This window comes from Streptomyces coacervatus (assembly GCF_029223485.1).
GTDB lineage: Bacteria > Actinomycetota > Actinomycetes > Streptomycetales > Streptomycetaceae > Streptomyces > Streptomyces coacervatus.
The window spans coordinates 359,856-379,505 of sequence record NZ_JARHTP010000004.1 but is presented as its reverse complement, the minus strand read 5'-3'; the positions used below and the strand labels follow the sequence as shown (position 1 = coordinate 379,505).

The 19,650-nt window shown below is 69.0% G+C and carries 13 protein-coding genes; 6 read left to right on the top strand and 7 right to left on the bottom strand.

The window, feature by feature from the left end; translation table 11 throughout:
- Positions 1-64: 64 nt before the first annotated feature.
- From P2Q00_RS12625 to P2Q00_RS12615, 3 genes are read right to left on the bottom strand one after another with little or no spacing between them, the layout of a single operon-like run.
- A complete protein-coding gene (locus P2Q00_RS12625) occupies positions 65-970 on the bottom strand; it encodes a carbohydrate ABC transporter permease (protein ID WP_275772406.1) in 906 nt (301 codons plus the stop codon).
- A 55-nt stretch (positions 971-1,025) separates the two neighbouring features.
- Positions 1,026-1,940 carry a carbohydrate ABC transporter permease gene (locus P2Q00_RS12620; protein ID WP_275772404.1) on the bottom strand — a complete coding sequence of 305 codons (915 nt, stop codon included), beginning with the start codon at positions 1,938-1,940 and terminating at the stop codon, positions 1,026-1,028.
- Positions 1,937-3,301, bottom strand: coding sequence for an ABC transporter substrate-binding protein (locus P2Q00_RS12615; RefSeq protein WP_275772402.1), 1,365 nt, complete (start codon positions 3,299-3,301; stop codon positions 1,937-1,939). The genes P2Q00_RS12620 and P2Q00_RS12615 overlap by 4 nt, the downstream gene beginning before the upstream one ends.
- 375 nt (positions 3,302-3,676) lie before the next feature.
- On the opposite strand from P2Q00_RS12615, the gene P2Q00_RS12610 reads away from it, so the two are divergent.
- Positions 3,677-4,474 (top strand): FadR/GntR family transcriptional regulator, encoded by a 798-nt coding sequence (locus tag P2Q00_RS12610; RefSeq protein ID WP_275772400.1) that lies wholly within the window; start codon positions 3,677-3,679, stop codon positions 4,472-4,474.
- Positions 4,475-4,864: 390 nt separating this feature from the next.
- Here the strand turns inward: P2Q00_RS12610 and P2Q00_RS12605 are convergent, their stop codons facing one another.
- Positions 4,865-7,210 (bottom strand): alpha-L-fucosidase, encoded by a 2,346-nt coding sequence (locus P2Q00_RS12605; protein ID WP_275772398.1) that lies wholly within the window; start codon positions 7,208-7,210, stop codon positions 4,865-4,867.
- 329 nt (positions 7,211-7,539) lie between these two features.
- On the opposite strand from P2Q00_RS12605, the gene P2Q00_RS12600 reads away from it, so the two are divergent.
- Positions 7,540-8,979 carry an RICIN domain-containing protein gene (locus P2Q00_RS12600; RefSeq protein WP_275772397.1) on the top strand — a complete coding sequence of 480 codons (1,440 nt, stop codon included), beginning with the start codon at positions 7,540-7,542 and terminating at the stop codon, positions 8,977-8,979.
- Positions 8,980-9,097: 118 nt separating this feature from the next.
- Positions 9,098-10,633: a non-reducing end alpha-L-arabinofuranosidase family hydrolase gene (locus P2Q00_RS12595; RefSeq protein WP_425579586.1), complete on the top strand. Its 1,536-nt coding sequence runs from the start codon at positions 9,098-9,100 to the stop codon at positions 10,631-10,633.
- Positions 10,634-10,731: 98 nt separating this feature from the next.
- On the opposite strand, the gene P2Q00_RS12590 is transcribed toward P2Q00_RS12595, so the two are convergent.
- The gene (locus P2Q00_RS12590) at positions 10,732-11,319 is read right to left on the bottom strand and encodes a TetR/AcrR family transcriptional regulator (protein ID WP_275772393.1); all 588 of its coding nucleotides are present in this window, start codon (positions 11,317-11,319) and stop codon (positions 10,732-10,734) included.
- 173 nt (positions 11,320-11,492) lie between these two features.
- Here P2Q00_RS12590 and P2Q00_RS12585 point away from each other — a divergent pair, with 173 nt between their 5' ends.
- Positions 11,493-14,714, top strand: a complete 3,222-nt coding sequence (locus P2Q00_RS12585; RefSeq protein ID WP_275772392.1) for a cytochrome P450 — start codon at positions 11,493-11,495, stop codon at positions 14,712-14,714.
- A gap of 172 nt (positions 14,715-14,886) precedes the next feature.
- Positions 14,887-16,083: an MFS transporter gene (locus tag P2Q00_RS12580; protein WP_275772390.1), complete on the top strand. Its 1,197-nt coding sequence runs from the start codon at positions 14,887-14,889 to the stop codon at positions 16,081-16,083.
- Between the two features lie 334 nt (positions 16,084-16,417).
- Here the strand turns inward: P2Q00_RS12580 and P2Q00_RS12575 are convergent, their stop codons facing one another.
- Both P2Q00_RS12575 and P2Q00_RS12570 read right to left on the bottom strand, forming a co-directional pair.
- On the bottom strand, positions 16,418-17,536 hold the full coding sequence (locus P2Q00_RS12575; RefSeq protein WP_275772388.1) for a sensor histidine kinase: 1,119 nt from the start codon (positions 17,534-17,536) through the stop codon (positions 16,418-16,420).
- Entirely contained in the window at positions 17,533-18,228 is a 696-nt protein-coding gene (locus P2Q00_RS12570; protein WP_275772386.1) for a response regulator, read from the bottom strand. Before P2Q00_RS12570 ends, P2Q00_RS12575 begins: the two co-directional genes overlap by 4 nt.
- A gap of 164 nt (positions 18,229-18,392) precedes the next feature.
- Between P2Q00_RS12570 and P2Q00_RS12565 the strand changes: the two genes are divergently transcribed.
- On the top strand, positions 18,393-19,601 hold the full coding sequence (locus P2Q00_RS12565; RefSeq protein WP_275772384.1) for a DUF418 domain-containing protein: 1,209 nt from the start codon (positions 18,393-18,395) through the stop codon (positions 19,599-19,601).
- The last annotated feature ends 49 nt before the right edge of the window (positions 19,602-19,650 follow it).

Below are 19,650 nucleotides of genomic sequence, written 5' to 3'. Positions count from 1 at the left end.
CCGTTCGGGTGGGCGGCGGGGCGGCGCACGCCGGGGACGACGGCCGGGCGGTCGGGACGGGCCGCTATTCCTTGGTGGCGCCGGCGAGCATCCCGCTGACCAGGAAGCGCTGGGCGAAGAGGAAGACGACGAGCACCGGTGTGATGGCGACGAGGGTGGCCAGAGCCAGCTGGGGCCGCTCGATGGCGAGGTTGCCGACGGCCGGGTTGAAGGACGGCACGTTGCTGAGCAGGCTTCCGACTCCCACCTGGATGGGCATCTGGCTGCTCTCGGGGAGCATGACGTAGGGCAGGAAGTAGTTGGTCCAGTTGGCGACGAAGCTGAAGAAGCCCACGAGCGCGATGACCGGGGTCGCCAGCGGCAGCGCGATGTGCCAGAAGACGCGGAACTCCGAGCAGCCGTCCATGCGGGCCGCCGCCAGCAGGTCCTTGGGTACGGCGGTGGTGAAGTAGATGTACGTCAGGTACACGCCGAAGGGGTAGAACGAGTACGGCAGGATGATCGACCACATGGTGCCGATCAGGTGCACCGCGTTGATCTCCAGGAACAGCGGCACCACCAGGGTGGCGTTCGGCATGAGCATCACGACCAGCGTCGCGATCAGCAGGGTGTGCCGGCCGCGGAACTCGGTCATGGCCAGGGCGTATCCCGCGGGAATGGCGACAGCGAGTGTGATGACCAGTGAGATCACCGCGTATAGGGCGGAGTTGCCCAGCCACTGCATGACGGCGTCGTCCTGGAATGCCGTGAGCGCATCCCAGTTGGCCTTCAGTGCGTGCCACGACCCGAAGGACATCGGGTTGTCGTGGACCAGCTGCTGGTCGGTCTTGGTCGCCGCGAGGACGAGCCACAGCACCGGCAGCACGAAGAAGGCGAGGAACGCGGCCAGTACGGAGCCCGTCAGCAGCCGGGAGGCCAGCTGCTGTGCGGACCGGCGGCGGTGCGGTGGCTGGTGGTGAGGTCGGCTCATGAGGGGGGCTTCCCGTTCCCAGCTCGCCGTTGCGGCGTCTCGACTGCCAGAGGTCTTAGTCGGCATCGAAGAACCCCGACCGTGCGACGAAGAGGGCGGCGGCCGACACACTGACGACCAGGAGCTCCACCGAGACCGCGGCGGCGCCGTTGATGTTGTTCATCTGGAAGGCGAAGTCGAACGTCAGCTGGTTCAGCGAGTAGTCGCGTCCGGCCACGCCCACGCTGGCGAGCGACAGCAGTTGCGGCTCCACGAAGAGCTGGGCGCCGCCCGCGAACGCCAGGATCACCATGTACACGATCCACTTGCGGAGCATCGGGATCTGTACGTGCCAGGCGGTCTGCCAGGCGCCCGCGCCATCGATGCGCGCGGCTTCCATCACGTCCGTCGGGATGTTGTTGAGCGCGCCGTACATGACGACGATCCAGCCGCCCGCGCCGGTCCAGAACGCGATGACCGTGAACAGCAGGGGCAGGTTGCCGGGCGCGATCACCTCACCAAAGGTGTGGAATCCCAGCGCGCCCAGCAGCGAACTGACCGGGCTCACCGTCGGGTCGAGCATGAACAGCCACACCAGCACACTCGCGGCGCCGGCGAGCGCTCCCGGAATGTAGTAGAGGAAGCGCAGCGCCTTGCTGGCGCCACCCGAGGCCAGGCGGTGCAGCAGCAGCGCCAGGGCCACCACGAACACGACCAGCGAAACGAGCCAGAAGGCGAGGTAGGTGGCGACATGGGTCACGGCGTCCATGAAACGGAAGTCCTGCGCCGTGGACACGAAGTTGGCGAAGCCGGTGATCCTGCCACCGGCGTCGGTGAAGGCGAAGTAGATCGCGTACGCGGTCGGAAGGACGCCGAACGCGACCAGCAGGACCACGTAGGCGGCGACGAAGGCCATACCGGCCCGGCTCTGCCGGGCGGCGCCGCGGCGGCGCCGGTGGGCAGAGCCGGCCGGGGAGTGGGTGAGGGTCACTGGGAGACCTTGTATCCGTTGGACTTGGCGTACTTGACGATGGAGTCCTGCCAGGCCGGCAGCATCGAGACGACGCTCTTGCCCTGGGTCAGGCCGGGCTTGACGGTGGCGGCCCATATCGCCTCCTGGCTGAACTGGCCCGAACCCCAGCCCGGCCAGACCTGCGAGGAGGCGTCCTTGAGTGCGCTCAGGCCGGTGGCGAAGTAGCCGGAGGCGTCCTGCCCCTTGAGCCAGTTCTCCGCCGCCGGCGCGTAGGCGGGGAAGCCCGGCGCCTTCTCGCCCTGGTAGGCGTTGTCGGTGGTGACCCACTTCAGGAAGTCGGTGGCGGCCTTGATGTGCGTGGAGTGCTGGGACAGCAGCCAGGTGCCGCCGCCGACGTTGCCCGTGGACGGCGAGGTGTCACCCTGCCACTGGGGGATGGGCGCCGCGCCGATCTGCTTGGCCGGGGTCTTGAAGGTGTCCTTGAACACCGCGCCGCCGTACCAGGCGGGGCCGGGCATGAGCAGGACCTTGTCGGCCTTGTTCTTGCCGAAGTCGGTGCTGAAGACCCCGCTGATGGACATCGACTTGTTCTTGATCAGCACGTCCATCAGCTTGGCCATCTTGGTGCAGGCCTCGCCGGAGGTGTTCACCGACACCGACTTGGGGCCGGTGATGTGGTTGGCGCCGCACTTGCTCGCCCACAGGTAGATCTCGGGGGTGTAGGAGTCGCCGGCGTCACCCACGAGATAGCCCGGGTGCTCCTTGGCCACCTTCTCACCGAGCGCCTGGAACTCCTCCCAGGTCGTCGGAATCTGGTAGCCGAACTTCTTCAGCAGCGGCGCGTTGTACCAGAGCACCGCCTGGGAGAGGTCGTTGCGCAGACAGTAGACGGTGCCGCCCACCGTGCAGACGTCATTGGCCCCACTGGCAAACTTCCCCAAGGACTCTGAGGGGATCAGGCCCTTGTTGAGCGGAGCGACGAAGTTCTGGTCGACCGCCCAGCTCGCCTCGTTGTTCTGGGAGCTGAACACGACGTCCGGCCAGCCCTTGCCGGTGCGGTTGAAGAGCTGGACCTTGGTCTGGAGGTAGTTCGAACCGTTGGCGTCGCCGTCGTAGGTGACGATGTTCAGCTTCACGTCCGGGTGCTGCTGCTGGTACAGCTTCGCGGCCTCCACACGGGTCGCGTCCACCCAGACGGTCAACGCACCGTCCTTCTGCGGCGCCTGGGCGAAGCCGTCCTTGTTCGTCGTCCCTGTGGCGCCGCCGCCACCGCAGGCAGTCAGTGCCAGGGCCGCGCCGGCCGCGCAGCCGGCCAGCAACGCCGCACGCCTCTTGCTGGACAGCCTCTCCCGGCCGGACGAAGGCTTGTTGACGGTCATGTGCGACTCCACTGGTTTCACAGGGCGCCCTGAGCGAATGGACAGGTGGCGCCAGGATGGGGCGACGCCGGGCCGTACCGGTCGGGCGTCTGTGACCGCGGACGGCCGTCCCGCTTGCCGTCGCGGAAGAAATTAGGCGCCTTATCAAGGGTTCCGTCAAGAGCTTGTGCGGCCTTCATCCCGCGATTTGCGGATGATGATGCCAAGCAGAGGTGTGAAATGCCCAGTAAACAACTAGATGCAACGGTTATAGCCCCGGCTTTATGATGTGGATCTAGCTGCTAAATGAGTACGACTAATCGAGGCTTGAGATACGATGAGTACGGCTCCACAGCGATCAGCCGCCCCAGTTGCGTCAGCCAGGAGGCAGGACAGATGAACGACACGCCCGCGGCCCCGGCGGCCTTGCCGACGCAGGCACCTCCCGTTGCAGCGGCAGCGGTGAACGGCGCGGACGCGCGGGGGGAGTACAGGCCCGGCTACGAGGTCGTGGCGGAGCGGATCCTCGAGTTCATCGCCGAGAGCCGTCTGGTGGCAGGTGACCGGCTGCCCACGGAGAACGACCTGGCACAGAGACTGAACACCAGCAGGGCGGTGGTGCGGGAGGCCGTGAAGATCCTCTCGGCGCTCGGCCGGGTCCGGGCGCACAAGGGGCGCGGACTGTTCGTCGCGGACGACGAGGGCATGCTCATCACCAGCCGTTGGGGCGGCTTCTTCCGCCCTGTCGACCTCGATCACGTGCTGATGCTCTTCGAGTTCCGCCGGGTCCAGGAGATGGCCGCGAGCAGTCTGGCCGCCACCCGTGCCACGCCCGCCGAGCTGCGGACCATCGAGGTGGCCATGCAGCAGTGCCGGCATGGGTTCGTCCACGGTCAGGTCGACGTGTTCAACCAGGGGGACGAGGACTTCCACATGGCCGTGGCCGCGGCCTCGCACAACACCTTCCTCGTCAGCGCCGTGCGCGACGCGCGACGACTGCAGCGGCAGTCCAGCGCGATCGGGATCCACGACACGCTCGGTGAAGGCACCGAGCCCGCGGTCGAGGAGCACGAGGTGATCTACCGGGCCATTCGTGACGGCCGGCCCGACGAGGCGGCCGAGGCTACGGCGGTACATCTAGACAGGACGCTTGAGGACTACCGGCGGGAGATCCAGCGACGCCTGTTCGGATAGGGTTCCGGGCCGAAGTCCGTCAAGCGCCGACAATGCCGGCGCTGCGCCCGCGAACGCGGACCGCGCTCACCCTCCAGCGCAGTCTGCTGCCCGAGCGGCTGCCACGAGCGCAGGCGGTGGACCTTGCCCACCGGTACTTCCTCACCGGTTCGGGCGACGGACCATCGCCGACGCCGACTTCGCGCGTGACCGTTGCCGTGGTGGTCACCGCTGCTTACGGCAGGACGCCCGCTGACCGGCACAGTAGGTGCCGCGCAGATTCAGCAGGCGGCCGCCGCTGACCGTGGCCGTCGTGGCGCACATGACGCTGGACGGGGTGCGCCGACCGGAGGGGAGTACGCGCGGGGGCCGGACCGCGCCGTCACGCGGTACGGCCCCCGCCCGGCGTTGTCAAAGCGCGAGGATCTGCCAGTCCTGGTTGGAGCCGCCGGAGGCGGGCCACTGGATGATCGAAGCACCGTCTGCGGTGGAGGCGTCCTTGACGTCGGCGCACCAACCGTTGCGGACGTTGACCAGCTGGTGGTAGCCGCTGGTCTGGGAGGGCACCAGCTTCCACGACTGGTTGTCGCCGCCGTCGGCGGTCCACTGGTTCAGTCCGTCGCCCTGGGCGGAGCCGCCCGGGCTTTGAAGGACCTTGCCGCTGCGGACGTTGGACAACTGGAAGGAGCCGTCGGCGTTGGGCAGCAGCTTCCACTGCTGGTTGGTACCGCCGCTCGACGGCCACTGGATGACGGCGCCCCCGTCGGCGGTCGAGGCGCCGCTGACGTCCAGTACCTTGCCGCTCTTGCGGTTCACCAGCCGGACGGTGCCAATGTCCGCGCTGAAGGGCCGGTCGTAGACCTCCAGGTTGCGGATCGAGGCCCAGGCGCCGCTGGGGAGCCCGGTGACGGTCACCCGCACATAGCGTGCCTGAGCGCGGAACACGGACACCTGCACCTGGCTGGTGCCGGTGGTGGCGGTCAGGTCGGCGAGCGTGGTCCAGGTGCTGTTGTCGGTGGAACCCTCGATCCGGTACCGGTAGTTGGTGGCGGCGGACTCCCAGGCGATACGGGTGCCGGTCAGCGACTTCTGCGAGCCCAGGTCGACCTTCAGCCACTGTCCCGTGCTGCCGTTGTTCGCGGACCAGCGGGTGGTGGTGGAGCCGTCGAGGGCCTTGGCGGCGGTGTTGCCCTTGGAGTTTTCCTCGCTGCTGGCCGTGGCCGTCCTGCCGGCGGCGATGTCGGCCGGCTGGACGGAGCGGTCCAGCGTGACGCCGACGATGCTGTCCTCGGGGATGCGGGTGCGGTTGATGCCGGTTACCGTCACGCTGCCGTCCGCGCCGGTGGTGAACGACAGGTCGGCGCCCGTGGCGACGTCGAAGACGCGGGTGACCTTCGCGTCACCCGTGGACGGGGTGGTGAAGGAGGTGCCGCTGTAGCCGGGCAGCAGGTGGACGTAGAAGGTGTTGTCCTTGTACGTGTAGCCGTACTTGCCGTCCAGCGGTTCCCACGGTCCGCCGCGTGTGCCGTAGACGGCCTGGCCGCAGCTGGACAGGAAGGAGCCGACCCTGCGCACCACGGCGGCCTGGTCGGCGGGGACCGTGCCGGTGCGGTCGGGGCCGACGTTGAGCAGGACGGTCATGTTGCGCACCCAGGAGTTGACCAGGATGTTCATGATGTTGCCGTAGCTCATCACGGGTGCGCCGGCCTTGTAGCCCCAGGATCCGCAGATGGTGAAGTTCTTCTCCGCCAGACGCCCGTTGCGTATCGCGCCGGTGGGGACCGCGCCGCCTTCCTCGCTGAGGTAGTCGCCCATCCAGCCGGAGCGCGGGTTGACCACGACGTCCGGCTGATGCTTGCGCACCACGCCCATCACACCGAGGGCGCTGCCGGTGGCGGAGTCGGTGTCGCTGTAGGCGGCGTCCACCGGCCACTGGTTGGAGCTGTCGCGGAGTTTGCCGGGCTCCCAGAAGAAGGCGGCGTCCGCGTCCGAGCCCTTCTGGCCCAGCCAGCCGCCGTCGAAGTAGATGTCGTCGATCTTTCCGTACTGGGTCATCAGCTCCTTGATCTGCTGGTACACCTCGTTCTTCATGATCCGCGCGTTCTCCTTGTGCGCGGGATCGGTGGTGTAACCCCAGGTGTTGGGAAGGCAGTTGGTGCCGGTGACGTCGTAGTAGCCGGGGTAGCGCCAGCTCAGGGGGGAGTAGTAGAGGCCGACCTTGAGCCCGGCGGCGCGTACGGCCGTGACGTACTCGCCGACCAGGTCCCGTCGCATCGGGGCCAGTCCGGAGTGGAAGGCGTTCGGGTGGGTGGACGGCCACAGGGCGAAACCCTCGTGGTGACGTGTCGTCAGGACTGTGTACTTCGCGCCCATGTCCTTGGCCAACTGGGCCCAGTCGGCCGGCTTGTAGGCGCTCGCCGTGAACTGGTCGCCGGTCGCGTCGGTGAAGTACTTCCGGTAGTTCTCCGGCGTGACGGCGGCGTTCTCCATGTACCACTCGCCCTTGGCCGGGCCGGAGTAGACGCCCCAGTGGATGAACATGCCGAGCTTGGCGTCCTGCAGCCACTTGATCTTCTCGTCGGACTGCTGCTCGATGCCCAGCTCCGACTTGGGGATCCGCAGCGGGAGGAGCGGCAGCGGATGGGGGGAGGAGGCGGCGGCCTGGGCGGGGGTCGCCAGTGTGGGGGAGACGGCTGCGGCAACCGTCATGGCGGCCAGGCCGGCCAGCACTCTGCGGCGACCGATCGGTTCGGACAAGGAACTCTCCTGACTCTTCACAGAACAGCACGTGCGGCTCATTCGCGGGAACAGGCATAGGGAGGGGCCCGACGGTGGATCGCGTGAGCGGCACGTCAGGGACATGGGATGGATTAGCAGGCACCGGCAGGGCTGTTGTCCAGTGGTGGGGCGAAAATCCGCAAAATCGCACACGACTTGAAGAATAGTGGTGATCGTCGACTCTAGACATGGGATGTATTTACTTTGCGTAACCGTTGACGCGGGCATGTCGGGTGCCTACTGTCCTGCGACGGATCGAACACATTCCAACAATCAGCAAACTGTCTGCCCTTGGGAGCGCGGTGCCGATGCTCAGACGTGCCTTCACACCTCTTCTCGTCCTGCTTCTGGGCGTGTTCACCCTGCTCGTCACTGGATCCCCGGCCCAGGCCGCCGCGGTCACCGTGACCAACGGGAGGCAGTTCACCGACACCAGCGGCGCCGTGGTGCATGCCCATGGCGGTGGTGTGATCAAGGTCGGCTCGTTCTACTACTGGTTCGGCGAGAACCGGAACGCCGACAACACCTTCAGGGCCGTCTCCGCCTACCGCTCCACCGACCTGAAGACCTGGGAGTTCAGGCGCAATGTGCTGACCCAGGCCAGCGCTCCCGAGCTGGCGGTCGCCAACATCGAGCGGCCGAAGGTGATCTACAACAGCACGACCGGCAAGTTCGTGATGTGGATGCACAAGGAGAACGGCAAGGACTACAACGAGTCCCGTTCCGCGGTCGCCGTCTCCGACACCGTCGCCGGAGACTACGCCTGGCGGGGCAGCTTCCGGCCGCCGTCCGGTACGACGTCCCGGGACATGACCCTGTTCAAGGACGACGACGGAACCGCCTACCAGGTCACTTCCGCGGCCGGCAACGCCGACCTGCACATCTACAAGCTCACCGCCGACTACACCGGCTACGACAGCCTGGTCGCCAACCCGTGGCCGAACAACTTCCGTGAATCACCCGCGCTGTTCAAGCGCGACGGCGTCTACTTCATGCTCACGTCCGGCACCAGCGGCTGGAACCCCAACCAGCAGCGGTACGCCACCGCCACCAGCCTGACCGGTCCCTGGACCCCGATGGCCGAGATCGGTGACGCCACCGCCTACGGCTCCCAGACGGCGTACGTGCTGCCCGTGCAGGGCACCTCGGGCACCTCCTACCTCTACATGGGCGACCGCTGGGGCAACTCCATGGGCGGCACGGTCAACGACTCGCAGTACGTCTGGCTGCCGCTGACCTTCCCGACCAGGACCACCATGAACCTGCCCTGGTACCCGCAGGTCGCCATCGACACGGCCGCCGGCACGGTCACCGGAGTGGGCGGCGGCCCGTACTACAACCTGGTCGCACGGCACAGCGGCAAGTGCCTCGACATCACCGACAACTCGGCCGCCGACGGCGCGACCGCGCTGCAGTACTCCTGCAACGGTGGCCTCAACCAGCAGTGGCGGCTGCAGGACGCGGGCGGCGGTTACGTCCGGGTGCTCGCCCAGCACAGCGGCAAGTGCCTGGACGTCGACGGGGGCTCCACCGCTGACGGCGCGTTCGTGAACCAGTACCACTGCACGACGGGCACCAACCAGCAGTGGCGCTTCGACGACCAGGGAGGCGGCCACTACCGCCTGGTGGCCCGGCACAGCGGCAAGTGCCTGGACGTCGCGAACGCCTCGACCGCCGATGGCGCCCGCCTCATCCAGTGGCCCTGCGGTACCGGCACCAACCAGCAGTTCCAGCGAACCGCGGTGTGAGACGGGGCGGACGCCGACCAACGGTTCCAACTGCAGCGCGCCCCGGCCACACCCGGGGCGCGCCCCCCCCACAGCGGCGAGGCAGCCGCACGCAGTGAAGGAGACACAGATGACGGGCATGCGTACGGCATGCAGGGTCCCGCGGTGGCGACGTGGGAGGCGTACGGGGGTGCTCGCCGCGGTGACCGCCCTGATGGCGACTCTCCTGACCGGGTTAGGCGCCGTCGGGACGGCGCAGGCGGCCACCGTGGACACGAGCGCGTGGTACGTGCTGGTCAACCGGGGCAGCGGCAAGGCGCTGGATGTGGCGGGCGCGAGCACGGCCGACGGGGCGAGTGTGACGCAGTGGCCCCAAAACGGCGGCGCCAACCAGCACTTCCAGTTCGTCGACTCGGGCGGCGGTTACTACCGGCTGAAGGCGCAGCATTCCGGCAAGGTGCTGGACGTGCTCAACTACTCCACGGCCGACCATGCGGATGTCGCGCAGTGGAGCGATGCGAACGGCACCAACCAGCAGTTCCGGCCGGCCGATTCGTCGGACGGTTATGTCCGTCTGCTCAACCGCAACAGCGGCAAGGCTCTGGAGGTGGACAACGCCTCGACCGCGGACGGTGCCAAGGTCGTGCAGTTCACCGACTGGGGCGGCGCCAACCAGCAGTGGCAACTGGTCCGCGTAGGCAGCGGCAGCGGCGGCGCACTGCCGTCGACGTTCCGGTGGTCCTCCAGCGGCGCCCTGGCCGGTCCGAAGCCGGACGCACAGCACCAGACCGTGGCCATCAAGGACTTCTCGGTGATCCGCAACGACGGCCAGTGGGTGGTCTTCGCCTCGGCCGTGGGCCCGAACTACGGTTACGGGCTGGAGCAGTTCAGCTTCAGCGACTGGTCACAAGCCGCGTCGGCACCGACCTCGTACCTGGACCAGTCACCGATGGGACCGGGCTACCGTGCCGCGCCCCAGGTGTTCTACTTCGCGCCGCAGAACCTCTGGTACATGGTCTACCAGACCCCTGCGCCCACCTACTCCACCAGCACCAACCCCGCCGACCCCAAGTCGTGGTCCGCGCCGCGCACCTTCATCGACCAGGAGCCGCCGATCGTCACCCAGAACAAGGGCAACGGCACGTGGATCGACTTCTGGGTCATCTGCGACTCGGCGAACTGCCACCTGTTCTTCAGTGACGACAACGGCCACCTCTACCGCGCCGACACCAGCCTGGCGAACTTCCCGAACGGTTTCGGGAACACGCAGATGGTGATGTCGGACACCAAGAACAACCTGTTCGAGGCGAGCAACGTGTACAAGGTCGCCGGCAGCAACCAGTACTTGCTCCTTCAGGAGGCCATCGGCAACTCCACAGGCCGACGCTACTTCCGCTCCTTCACCTCGACCAGCCTCACCGGCGGCTGGACCCCCCTCGCCGACACGTGGGACGAACCCTTCGCCGGCCGCAGCAACGTCACCTTCCCCGGCGGTGCCTGGACCCAGGACATCAGCCACGGCGAGATGGTCCGCGCCGGTAACGACCAGACCCTCCCCATCGACCCCTGCCGTATGCAGTACGTCTACCAGGGCGTGGACCCCAACGCCGGTGGTGACTACAACTCGCTGCCCTGGCGGATGGGCCTGCTCACCCAGACCAACTCCACCTGCTGACCGCCTGAACCGTCACCGATCATCCACGTCACCCGGCTGGGCAACTCACCCGGCGGGGTGACGTGCTGTGTGCGCGTTTCCGCCGGTCGCGGGCGCCCTCAGGCCATGGCCAGGACGGCGGAGATCAGAGCCCGCATACAGACTTCTTCCGCCTTCTCGTCCGGCAGTGAGAGGTGCTGCATCGTCAGTCCGTCGAAGCCCGCGAGGAAGAACCTCGCGATCGTTTCGGCGGGCTGGTTGAGCTGGTGGCCGGTGCGTTCGCAGGCCTCACTGATCAGCTTCGTCGTCACGGCCGTGATGTCGCGCTGGTGGCCGTGCAGAGCCTCCTGGAGGTGGGGGGTGCGCAGGGCGAACATGGACAGCTCCGTCAGGAGCTGGTGGGACGCGGGTTGTTCGAGCACGGTGCGCCACAGCGCCTCGGCGAGCGTGGCGATCGTGTCCTCGAAGCTCGCCTCCGTGGGCGCGGCCCGCTCCACCTGGGCGACCAGGTCCTGGGTGAGCTGCTCCATGACGGCCCGGTACAGCTCTTCCTTCGTGCCGAAGGTGTAGTGCACGGTCGCCTGGGCCACACCCAGCTCGGCGGCGATGGCGCGGGTGCTTCCGGCGGCCACACCCTCCCTGGCCATGAGGTCGATGGCCGCCTTGATCAGTTGGGGGCGGCGCTCCGCCGCGGATACGTGAGCCATAACGGCATCCTATGCGACTCAGTCTGTCGAACAGGTCGCTCGACAAGATATGACTTCGAAAGGTTCCGTCAATCGACTGTGTCAGTCAACACAATCAATCGACATTGTCGAGTGACAATGTCGATCGTATGGTTCTGACCAGCGACAGCCTGCGCCGAACGAAAGGCAAGCTCATGACTCACGAGACCCTGCGCGGAACCGAGCCGATCCCTCAGCGGCGCGCCCTGCCCCTGGTCGGCCACGCGTTCGACATTCCGGGTGGCGCCGACGGCCTGCTCTACGTGATGAAGGAGGCCACAGAGCTCGGGCCGCTGTTCAAGCTCCGTATCTTCGGCAACGAGATCAACTTCGCCTCCGGTCTCGACCTGGTCACCGAGCTGGCGGACGAGAGCCGGTTCCGCAAGAACGTGCACCCCGACCTCGTGATCCTTCGGGAGATCGGTGGCGACGGACTCTTCACGGCGTTCAACGAGGAGCCCAACTGGCGCAAGGCGCACGACATCCTGATGCCGGCCTTCTCGCTCGGCGCGATGCGCGGCTACCACGCGACGATGCTCAAGGTGGCCCGGGAGCTGATCGGGAAGTGGGACGAGGCGGCCGGTACGCAGCCCGTGGACGTGGCCGGTGACATGACGCGGCTGACGTTCGACACGATCGGCCTGTGCGGATTCGGCTACGACTTCGAGTCCTTCGGCCGCGAGGAACCGCACCCCTTCGTCACTGCCCTGTCCCGGGCGCTCGGTTTCGCCCAGGCCAAGGGGGAGTCCATCCCGGGCACGGACCTGTTCAAGTGGAAGCAGGCCGAGCAGTTCCGCACGGACGTGACCGTGATGAAGGACCTGGTCGACGACGTGATCCGGGAGCGCCGGGCCTCCAGAGACCCGAGCACCGGCGACCTGCTCGGACGCATGCTGCACACCCCGGATCCGGTGACGGGCGAGCCCCTGGACGACGTCAACATCCGCTACCAGGCGATCACGTTCCTCATCGCCGGGCACGAGACCACCAGCGGGGCCCTGTCCTTCGCTCTCTACTACCTGACCAAGCACCCCGAGGTCCTCGCCCGAGCCCAGGCCGAGGTCGACGCGCTGTGGGGCGACTCCGACACCCCCGCGCCGGACTACGGGGACATCGGCAAGCTGACGTACATCCGCCAGGTGCTCAACGAAGGCCTGCGGCTGTGGCCGACGGCCCCCGCGTACGCCGTGGAGCCGCTGGAGGACACCGTCATCGGCGGGAAGTACGCGGTGCGCAAGGGCGAGTCGATCCAGGTGCTCATCCCGCAGCTGCACCGGGACCCCGCCTGGGGCGAGAACGTCGAGCTGTTCGACCCGGACCGGTTCCTGCCCGAGCGGGAGGAGGAGCGGCCGGTCCACCTGTTCAAGCCGTTCGGCAGCGGCGAACGCGCCTGCATCGGCCGCCAGTTCGCGCTGCACGAGGCGACGCTGGTCCTCGCGCTGCTGATCCACCGCTACCGCCTGATCGACCACACCAACTACCAGCTGAAGATCAAGCAGTCGCTCACCCTCAAGCCCGACGAGTTCACACTGAACCTGGCCCGGCGCAGCAGCGGGGAGCGCCGCCTGCCCACCGCCGCGACCGTCGCAGCGGGCAGCGCTCCCACCGACCAGGGCCGGCCCGGTGTCCGGCGGGCCACCGGATCCGCGCTGACCCTCCTGCACGGCTCCAACCTGGGCACCTGCGCGGGCATCGCCCGCGACCTGGCGGCGGACGGCGACGAGCGCGGCTTCGCCCCGACCGTCGCGCCGCTCAACGACGCCGTGGGCAAGCTCTCCCCGGGTGACGGACCGGTGGTGATCGTGGCCGCCTCCTACAACGGCAGGCCCACCGACGACGCCACGGAGTTCGTCGCATGGCTGGAGGGACTGGAGCCCGGCGCGCTCGACGGCCTCCGGTACGCCGTACTCGGTGTCGGCGACCGCAACTGGGCCGCCACCTACCAGCGCATCCCCACCCTCATCGACGAGCGGCTCACCGCCGCCGGCGCCACCCCACTGCTGGCGCGGGGCGCCGCGGACGCCGCCGGCGACTTCGCCGGCACGGTGGACCGGTGGACCGGCGACCTGTGGACTACCCTGCTGGAGCGGTACGGAGCCGCCGCGGCAGCGCAGGAGACCGGGCCTGCCGCTGAACAGGAGACGGGACTGTACGAGCTGGAAGACGCGACCGATTCGGTCATCGACGGCCTCGCGGCCCGACACGGCGTACAGCCGATGGAGGTGCTCGACACGTACGAACTGGTCGACATGGACAACGAGTTGGGCCGCTCGAAGCGATTCCTGAGGCTGCGGCTGCCCCAGGGAGTCACCTACCGCACCGGCGACCACCTGGCCGTGCTCCCGAGCAACCCGGAAGGCCTCGTGCGTCGGGTGGCCGACCGCTTCGGCCTCGATCTGGACCGCACCGTGCGGCTGCGCGCCCGTCGCCGCAGCCGGAGCGCCCTGCCCGTCGACCGGCCGCTGACCGTGCGCCGTCTGCTGACCGACTTCGTCGAACTGCAGGATGCCGCCACCCAGGAGCAGGTCGCCGTGCTCGCCGAGCACACCGCCTGCCCGCCCGAGAAGCGGCCCCTGGCCGAACTCGCGGCGGCGGACCCGGAGGCATTCCGCGAGCAGGTGACCGCCGCCGGACACAGCGTCCTGAACCTGCTGGAGCGCTACCGCGCCTGCGAGCTGCCCTTCGAACGCTTCCTGGAACTGCTGCCCGTCCTGCGCCCGCGCCACTACTCCATCTCCTCGTCCGCCGGAGCGGCACCCGGCGAGGTCGACCTGATGGTGTCGCTGCTCGCCGCGCCCCACCGCGGCGGCCAGGGCACGTTCCACGGCATCGCCTCGCACCACCTCCAGACCGTGCACGCCGGCCACACCGTCCAGGCCAGGGTGCTGCCCTGCAGCGACGCCTTCCGCCTGCCGCAGGACGAGTCGGTGCCGGTGATCCTGGTCAGCGCGGGCACCGGTCTGGCACCCTTCCGCGGCGCGGTCCTCGACCGCCACCACACCAAGTCCACCGGAACGCTGCTGTGCTACTTCGGCTGCGACCACCCCGACGTCGACTACCTCCACCGTGCGGAGTTCGAGGCGGCCGAAGCAGCCGGAGCCGTCAGCATGCGGCCCACCTTCTCCTGCGCCCCCGAGGGGGGTGCCCGCTTCGTCCAGGACCGCATCGCGAAGGAGAGCGATGAGGTCTGGGCGGTACTGGAGGCCGGCGGGCGTGTCCACATCTGCGGAGACGGCCGTCGCATGGCCCCGGCGGTGCGGGAGGCGTTCATGGCGATCTACCGCAAGAACACCGGCGCCGGTGACGAGGAGGCCACCGCCTGGCTGGCCGCCCTGACCGAGTCCGGTACCTACGTCGAGGACGTCTGGGCCGGCTGACCGCCCACACCGAATCCCTGATCGACGGGCCACGGACGTCCGACACGCCCGCGGCCCGTGCCCCGAAACGCGGCTAGTGCCCCCTGACTCCTGAGGCTCTCATGCTTGTTGCACACTCGGCGCTCCGCCGAGGAACGGTCGTAGTCCCCAACTCCCCGCAGAGGAGCGGCCGGTGAATGCCCGCAGCACCTCCGCCCTGACCTTCGGCGTGGCGGTGGCGCTCATCGCCGGAGTCACCCTCGGCAACGGCGGAGCGAACGCGATGCCCGTCTTCGTCGACGACTTCGCGTCACGCTTCGGACTCTCCGACTCCGGCGCCGGACTCGTGGCCGCGACCCAACTGATGGCGACGGCGGTGGTGACGCTGCTGCTGGCCAAGCGGGCCGCGCGGCCGGGCCGGGTGCGGATGACCCGCCTCGGTCTGGCCCTCTCGGGAGTCGGCTTCCTGGGAGCGGCGGCGGCCGGCGACCCGGTGACCCTGGTCCTGGCCAACCTGGTCCTCGGCGCTGGGCTCGGCGCGGTCTACGCGGCGGCCACGGCGGCACTCGCCGCCACCGACGACGCCGACAAGGCGTCCGCGGTCACCATCTCCGGCACGGTCGGCGTGACGGCACTGCTGATCATGGGCGTCCCCGCGGCCAACCACGACCTGGGGGAGGGCTGCGGCTTCCTGCTCATGGCATTGTGCTGTCTCGCCGCCTGGCCACTGATACGCCGGCTCCCGGACGGTCCCTCCACACCGGACGCCGGTTCCGTCGGCACGGAGGAGACGACCGCGACCGGGCCCTCGGTGGTTCTGCTCCTCGGGACCGCGCTCCTGTGGGCCGTCACCCAGGGCGCGTGGTCGTACGCCTCGGTCCTGGGCCGTCAGCACACCGGGATGTCCCACTCGGCCGTGTCGGCCGTCCTCGCGATCTCCAGCGTCGTGGCGCTGGCCGGCGCGGTGGTGGGTCCGGTGGCGGCGCGACGCTTCGGGCGCATGCGCTCGATGGCCGTCTTCGTCACGGCGCAGGCCCTCGCGATGGCAGCCCTGATCCTCACCCACGACCCAGTGCTCTTCACCGTCGCGGCCGTCCTCTGGCAGGCCTGCCAACTGGCGGTCCTGGTGCAGATGCTCGCCGCCGCGGCGCTCATCGACCCGACCGGACGCATGGTCGCCTCCCTCAGCGGCGCGGGCGCCCTGGGCACCGGCGTCGGACCTCTGGCGGTCGGAGCCGTCCTCGACGCCGCGGGAGCCGCCGTGCTCGGCCTCGTCCTGGCGCTCGGCACCCTCATCGCCTCACTGCCCCTGCTCCGGATGACGGTGGCCGACACGCACGCATCGGCCGAGCGCGGGCTCGCGCCCTCCTCCGCAGCCGGGACCGGGTGAGTACTTCAGGCGGGTTGTCCGACGGCTCGACGTCGTGCAAGCGGCCAGACCCCTGTTCTGCGTCAGGGTGCGGTGGCCGCTTCACGGCGTCGAGCGTCTGTCAGGCGACGTCGCAGAGGGTGTGGCCGGACCGCCGACGAACCAGCGGCCGTACCAGCCGGACGACGATCCGGCCGCCCCGTTCGACTTCGATACATGCCTGAACACGCCCGCCCTCGTCGGCAACTCGTGGACGCGCCCCTGCGACAGTCCAGCCAGTGCCGGGACGGCCACGGGTGAAGGCCGCCCGCGACACCACCCGCACGGCATCCGCGCCCTGGCCCTCCGATCGGTCTCAGTCCGTGCTGAGGGGAATCCGGAGCCGCACTCGGTAGCCGCCCTCCGCGGTCGGGCCGGATTCCAGGGTGCCGTGCAGGATCTCGGCCCGTTCCCGCAGCCCCACCAAACCCTGCTGTGACCCGGGGAGCGGGAGGGAGGGGCGCGTGGGCGGGGTGTTGGTGACGGTCACTCCGATGTCCTTGCCGTCCTGCCACAGCTCCACTGAGGCCGTGGCGCCGGGGGCGTGCTTGCGGACGTTGGTCAATGCCTCCTGGACCGCACGGTAGAGGGCCCGTTGGGCGGGTGTACCCACGGTGGGCGGAAGCGCACCCTTCAACTGCGCCTGAGTACCGCTCGATTGCACCAGTTTGTTCAGGTCGGCCAGGGTGGGCTGCGGCGTCAGCTCGGTGGCGCGGCCGCCGGAGGCGCGCAACAGCGTGACCATGGTGCGCAGTTCGTCAAGCGTGGTGACGCTCAGTGAACGGATCGTGCGGGCGGCCTCTTTGGCCTCCGGGTCCTTGGCGGCCACCTGCAGAGCTCCGGCCTGTACGGCGATCAGGCTGACCTGGTGGGAGACCACGTCGTGCATCTCGCGAGCGAGTTGGGCGCGTTCGCGGGCGAGTACGGCCTGGGCGTGCAGTGCCCGCTCGTGCGCCCTGGCCTCCTCGATCTCTGTCAGCCGCCGTGACAAGTCCCGTTGCGTCTGAAGGAGCTGCCCGAAGAGGACCGGGGCGGCAGCGGTCGCCAGGCTGTACACGAAGGCGATCAGCGTCATGGCCCGGCCGAACTCGGTGATGCCGCCGAGGGGCCACGGAGTGCTGCTTGCGACGGCGGACGTGGCGACGCACACCGCAAGGAGTGCTCGGTTGCGGGAGCGTTCGGCCAGGGTGAACAGAGCCACGAGTGGTGCGACGGCGACATCCTGCGTCAGCGCGACCGGCAGGGTGAACAGGAAGACGCCGAGCGGGAACCGGCGCCGGAACGCCAACGCGGCGCAGCCGAGGGCGGCCAGCGCGACGCCGAGGCGCGAGTCGTCCCACAGGTTCAGCCATACGTCCACGGCGGCAGCCGCCACCACGACGAGGTCGGCGACCGGTGCGGGCACACGCTGCCACAGTGCGAGTGGCCGGGTCATCGCCCGGCCTCCGACCGTGGACGCCCGTCGAGCAGTCCCGCCCGCTGCGCCAGCAGCGCGGCCTGCACCCGGCTGGTCACCCGCAGCTTGGTGAGGATCGAGCTGACGTGGTCCTTGACCGTGCCCGCGCCCAGGTGGATGCGCGCCCCGATCTCGGCGTTCGACAGCCCTTCCGCCACCAGGACGAGGACGTCGCGCTCGCGGGCGGTGAGCAGGCGGACGCGGGCTGCCTCCTCGTCGACCGCCGCCTCGTTGCCGGGGTGGCTGTGCAGCAGTGTCCGGGACGCCTTGGGGGACAGCACCACGCCGCCCGCGGCCAGGGTGCGCACCAGTTGGGCGAGCTGCTCCGGCTCGGTGTCCTTGAGCAGGAAACCGGCCGCGCCGGAGTGCAGCGCGGTCAGGATGTACTCGTCGGCGTCGAACGTCGTCAGCATCGCCACCACCGGAGCGTCCGGCATCGTCCGCAGCTCGCGCAGCACGGTGAGCCCGTCGACGTCAGGCATCCGGATGTCCAGCAGCACCACGTCGGGCCGCTCCCGGCGGACGGTCTCGACGGCCTCGCCCCCGCTCGAGGTCGCGACGACCTCGATGTCGTCGGACGCGCCCAGGATGAGCCCGAACCCCGACCGGACCAGTGCCTCGTCGTCCACCACCACTACCCGGATCACGCGCTCCGCCTCGGATTCGTCCATGCCACCCGGCCTTTGCAGCCTCGACCTTAAGGCCCGCGAGAGTCCGCGTGGCCCGACGAGCGGCAGCTCCAGCTGTACGGCGGGGTATCACCCGCCGGTCGGCGGGGACAGCGCAGCCTGTCGCCGGATACTCCCTGGCCGGCCCGTCTTCCAGCCTGAGAGCCATGACACAGCACTCAGACACCGCGATGCCCTCGTTCGGCGCGGAGTCCCCGATACGCGAGAGCAATGAACCCCGGACAGCCACGCCCGGCGTGGGCCGGCTGATCGGCGTGGACCTGGCCCGCGGACTCGCCGTGTTCGGCATGTACGCGGCCCATGTCGGACCCGACCCGAGCGAGGGCGGAGTGACCGGGTTCCTGATGGAGCTGGCCCACGGCCGTTCCTCGGCCCTCTTCGCCTTCCTGGCCGGCTTCGCCATCGTGCTCATCACCGGGCGCAGCGCGCCGAAGACGGGCCGGGCCGGACGTCAGGCCGCCGCCAAGGTGGTCATCCGAGCCGTGATCCTGCTGGCCCTGGGCACCGCGCTGACCATGTCGGGCACCCCGGTCGAGGTGATCCTGGCCTTCTACGGCGTCTACTTCCTGTTCGTCCTGCCGTTGTATCGACTCAGCGCCGGCGCTCTGGCGGTGACGGCGGCGGGCACGGCCCTCGTCCTGCCCCAGGTGCTGTACGTGGTGAAGCCGGCGCTCGGCGACGGCGGATTCCCCTCGCCCGGTGAGCCCGACGGCCTGCTGTCCCTGCTCTTCACCGGAAGCTATCCGGCCCTGACGTGGGTCCCGTTCGTCATCGCGGGCATGGCCGTCGCCCGCCTCGACCTGGCAGCCACCGCCGTACGCCTGCGCCTCGCGCTGACCGGCGTCGTGCTCGCGGTCATCGGCTACGGCGGCTCCTGGCTGGCGCTCCACCTCGTGCCGGGTGCGCTTTCGGCGCTGAGCGCATCGGGGTGGGGCGGGAACCCGGCGAGTGCGTGGTGGTCCGACACGGCCGGTTACCCCTTCGGTGACACTCCCTACTGGCTGCTGGCGGCCTCCCCGCACAGCGAGACGACCCTGTCGATCCTCGGCAACACCGGCGTGGCGATCACCGTCGTGACCGCCTGCCTGGCCGCCATGGACCACCTTCCTCGCCTGCGCCGGCTGGCCCGGCCGGTCATTGCGGTCGGTTCCATGTCGCTGACGGCCTATGTCTTCCACATCGTCGGCATTCGGTTCCTGGGCATCGAGGAGCTGCCCGGGTCGCCGCTGCACGTGCTGCTCGGCTTCATCGCGGCTGTCGCGGTCTTCGCGACGCTCTGGTCGCGGTACGTCTCGCGTGGCCCGCTGGAGTGGCTGATGGCGAAGGCGACCGGCATCGCGCGTCATGTCCGGTAGGGATTTCGCGGCGTGCGGAGCCCCGTACGGTCCGTCCCGAAGGGCCGGA

Bases quoted from the DNA above. Each gene is read 5' to 3' on its own strand.
- P2Q00_RS12565 (WP_275772384.1), top strand. From the start codon at position 18,393: ATGACACAGCACTCAGACACCGCGATGCCCTCGTTCGGCGCGGAGTCC.
- P2Q00_RS12615 (WP_275772402.1), bottom strand. From the start codon at position 3,301: ATGACCGTCAACAAGCCTTCGTCCGGCCGGGAGAGGCTGTCCAGCAAG.
- P2Q00_RS12575 (WP_275772388.1), bottom strand. From the start codon at position 17,536: ATGACCCGGCCACTCGCACTGTGGCAGCGTGTGCCCGCACCGGTCGCC.
- P2Q00_RS12585 (WP_275772392.1), top strand. From the start codon at position 11,493: ATGACTCACGAGACCCTGCGCGGAACCGAGCCGATCCCTCAGCGGCGC.
- P2Q00_RS12625 (WP_275772406.1), bottom strand. From the start codon at position 970: ATGAGCCGACCTCACCACCAGCCACCGCACCGCCGCCGGTCCGCACAG.
- P2Q00_RS12610 (WP_275772400.1), top strand. From the start codon at position 3,677: ATGAACGACACGCCCGCGGCCCCGGCGGCCTTGCCGACGCAGGCACCT.
- P2Q00_RS12595 (WP_425579586.1), top strand. From the start codon at position 9,098: ATGCGTACGGCATGCAGGGTCCCGCGGTGGCGACGTGGGAGGCGTACG.
- P2Q00_RS12570 (WP_275772386.1), bottom strand. From the start codon at position 18,228: ATGGACGAATCCGAGGCGGAGCGCGTGATCCGGGTAGTGGTGGTGGAC.
- P2Q00_RS12590 (WP_275772393.1), bottom strand. From the start codon at position 11,319: ATGGCTCACGTATCCGCGGCGGAGCGCCGCCCCCAACTGATCAAGGCG.
- P2Q00_RS12600 (WP_275772397.1), top strand. From the start codon at position 7,540: ATGCTCAGACGTGCCTTCACACCTCTTCTCGTCCTGCTTCTGGGCGTG.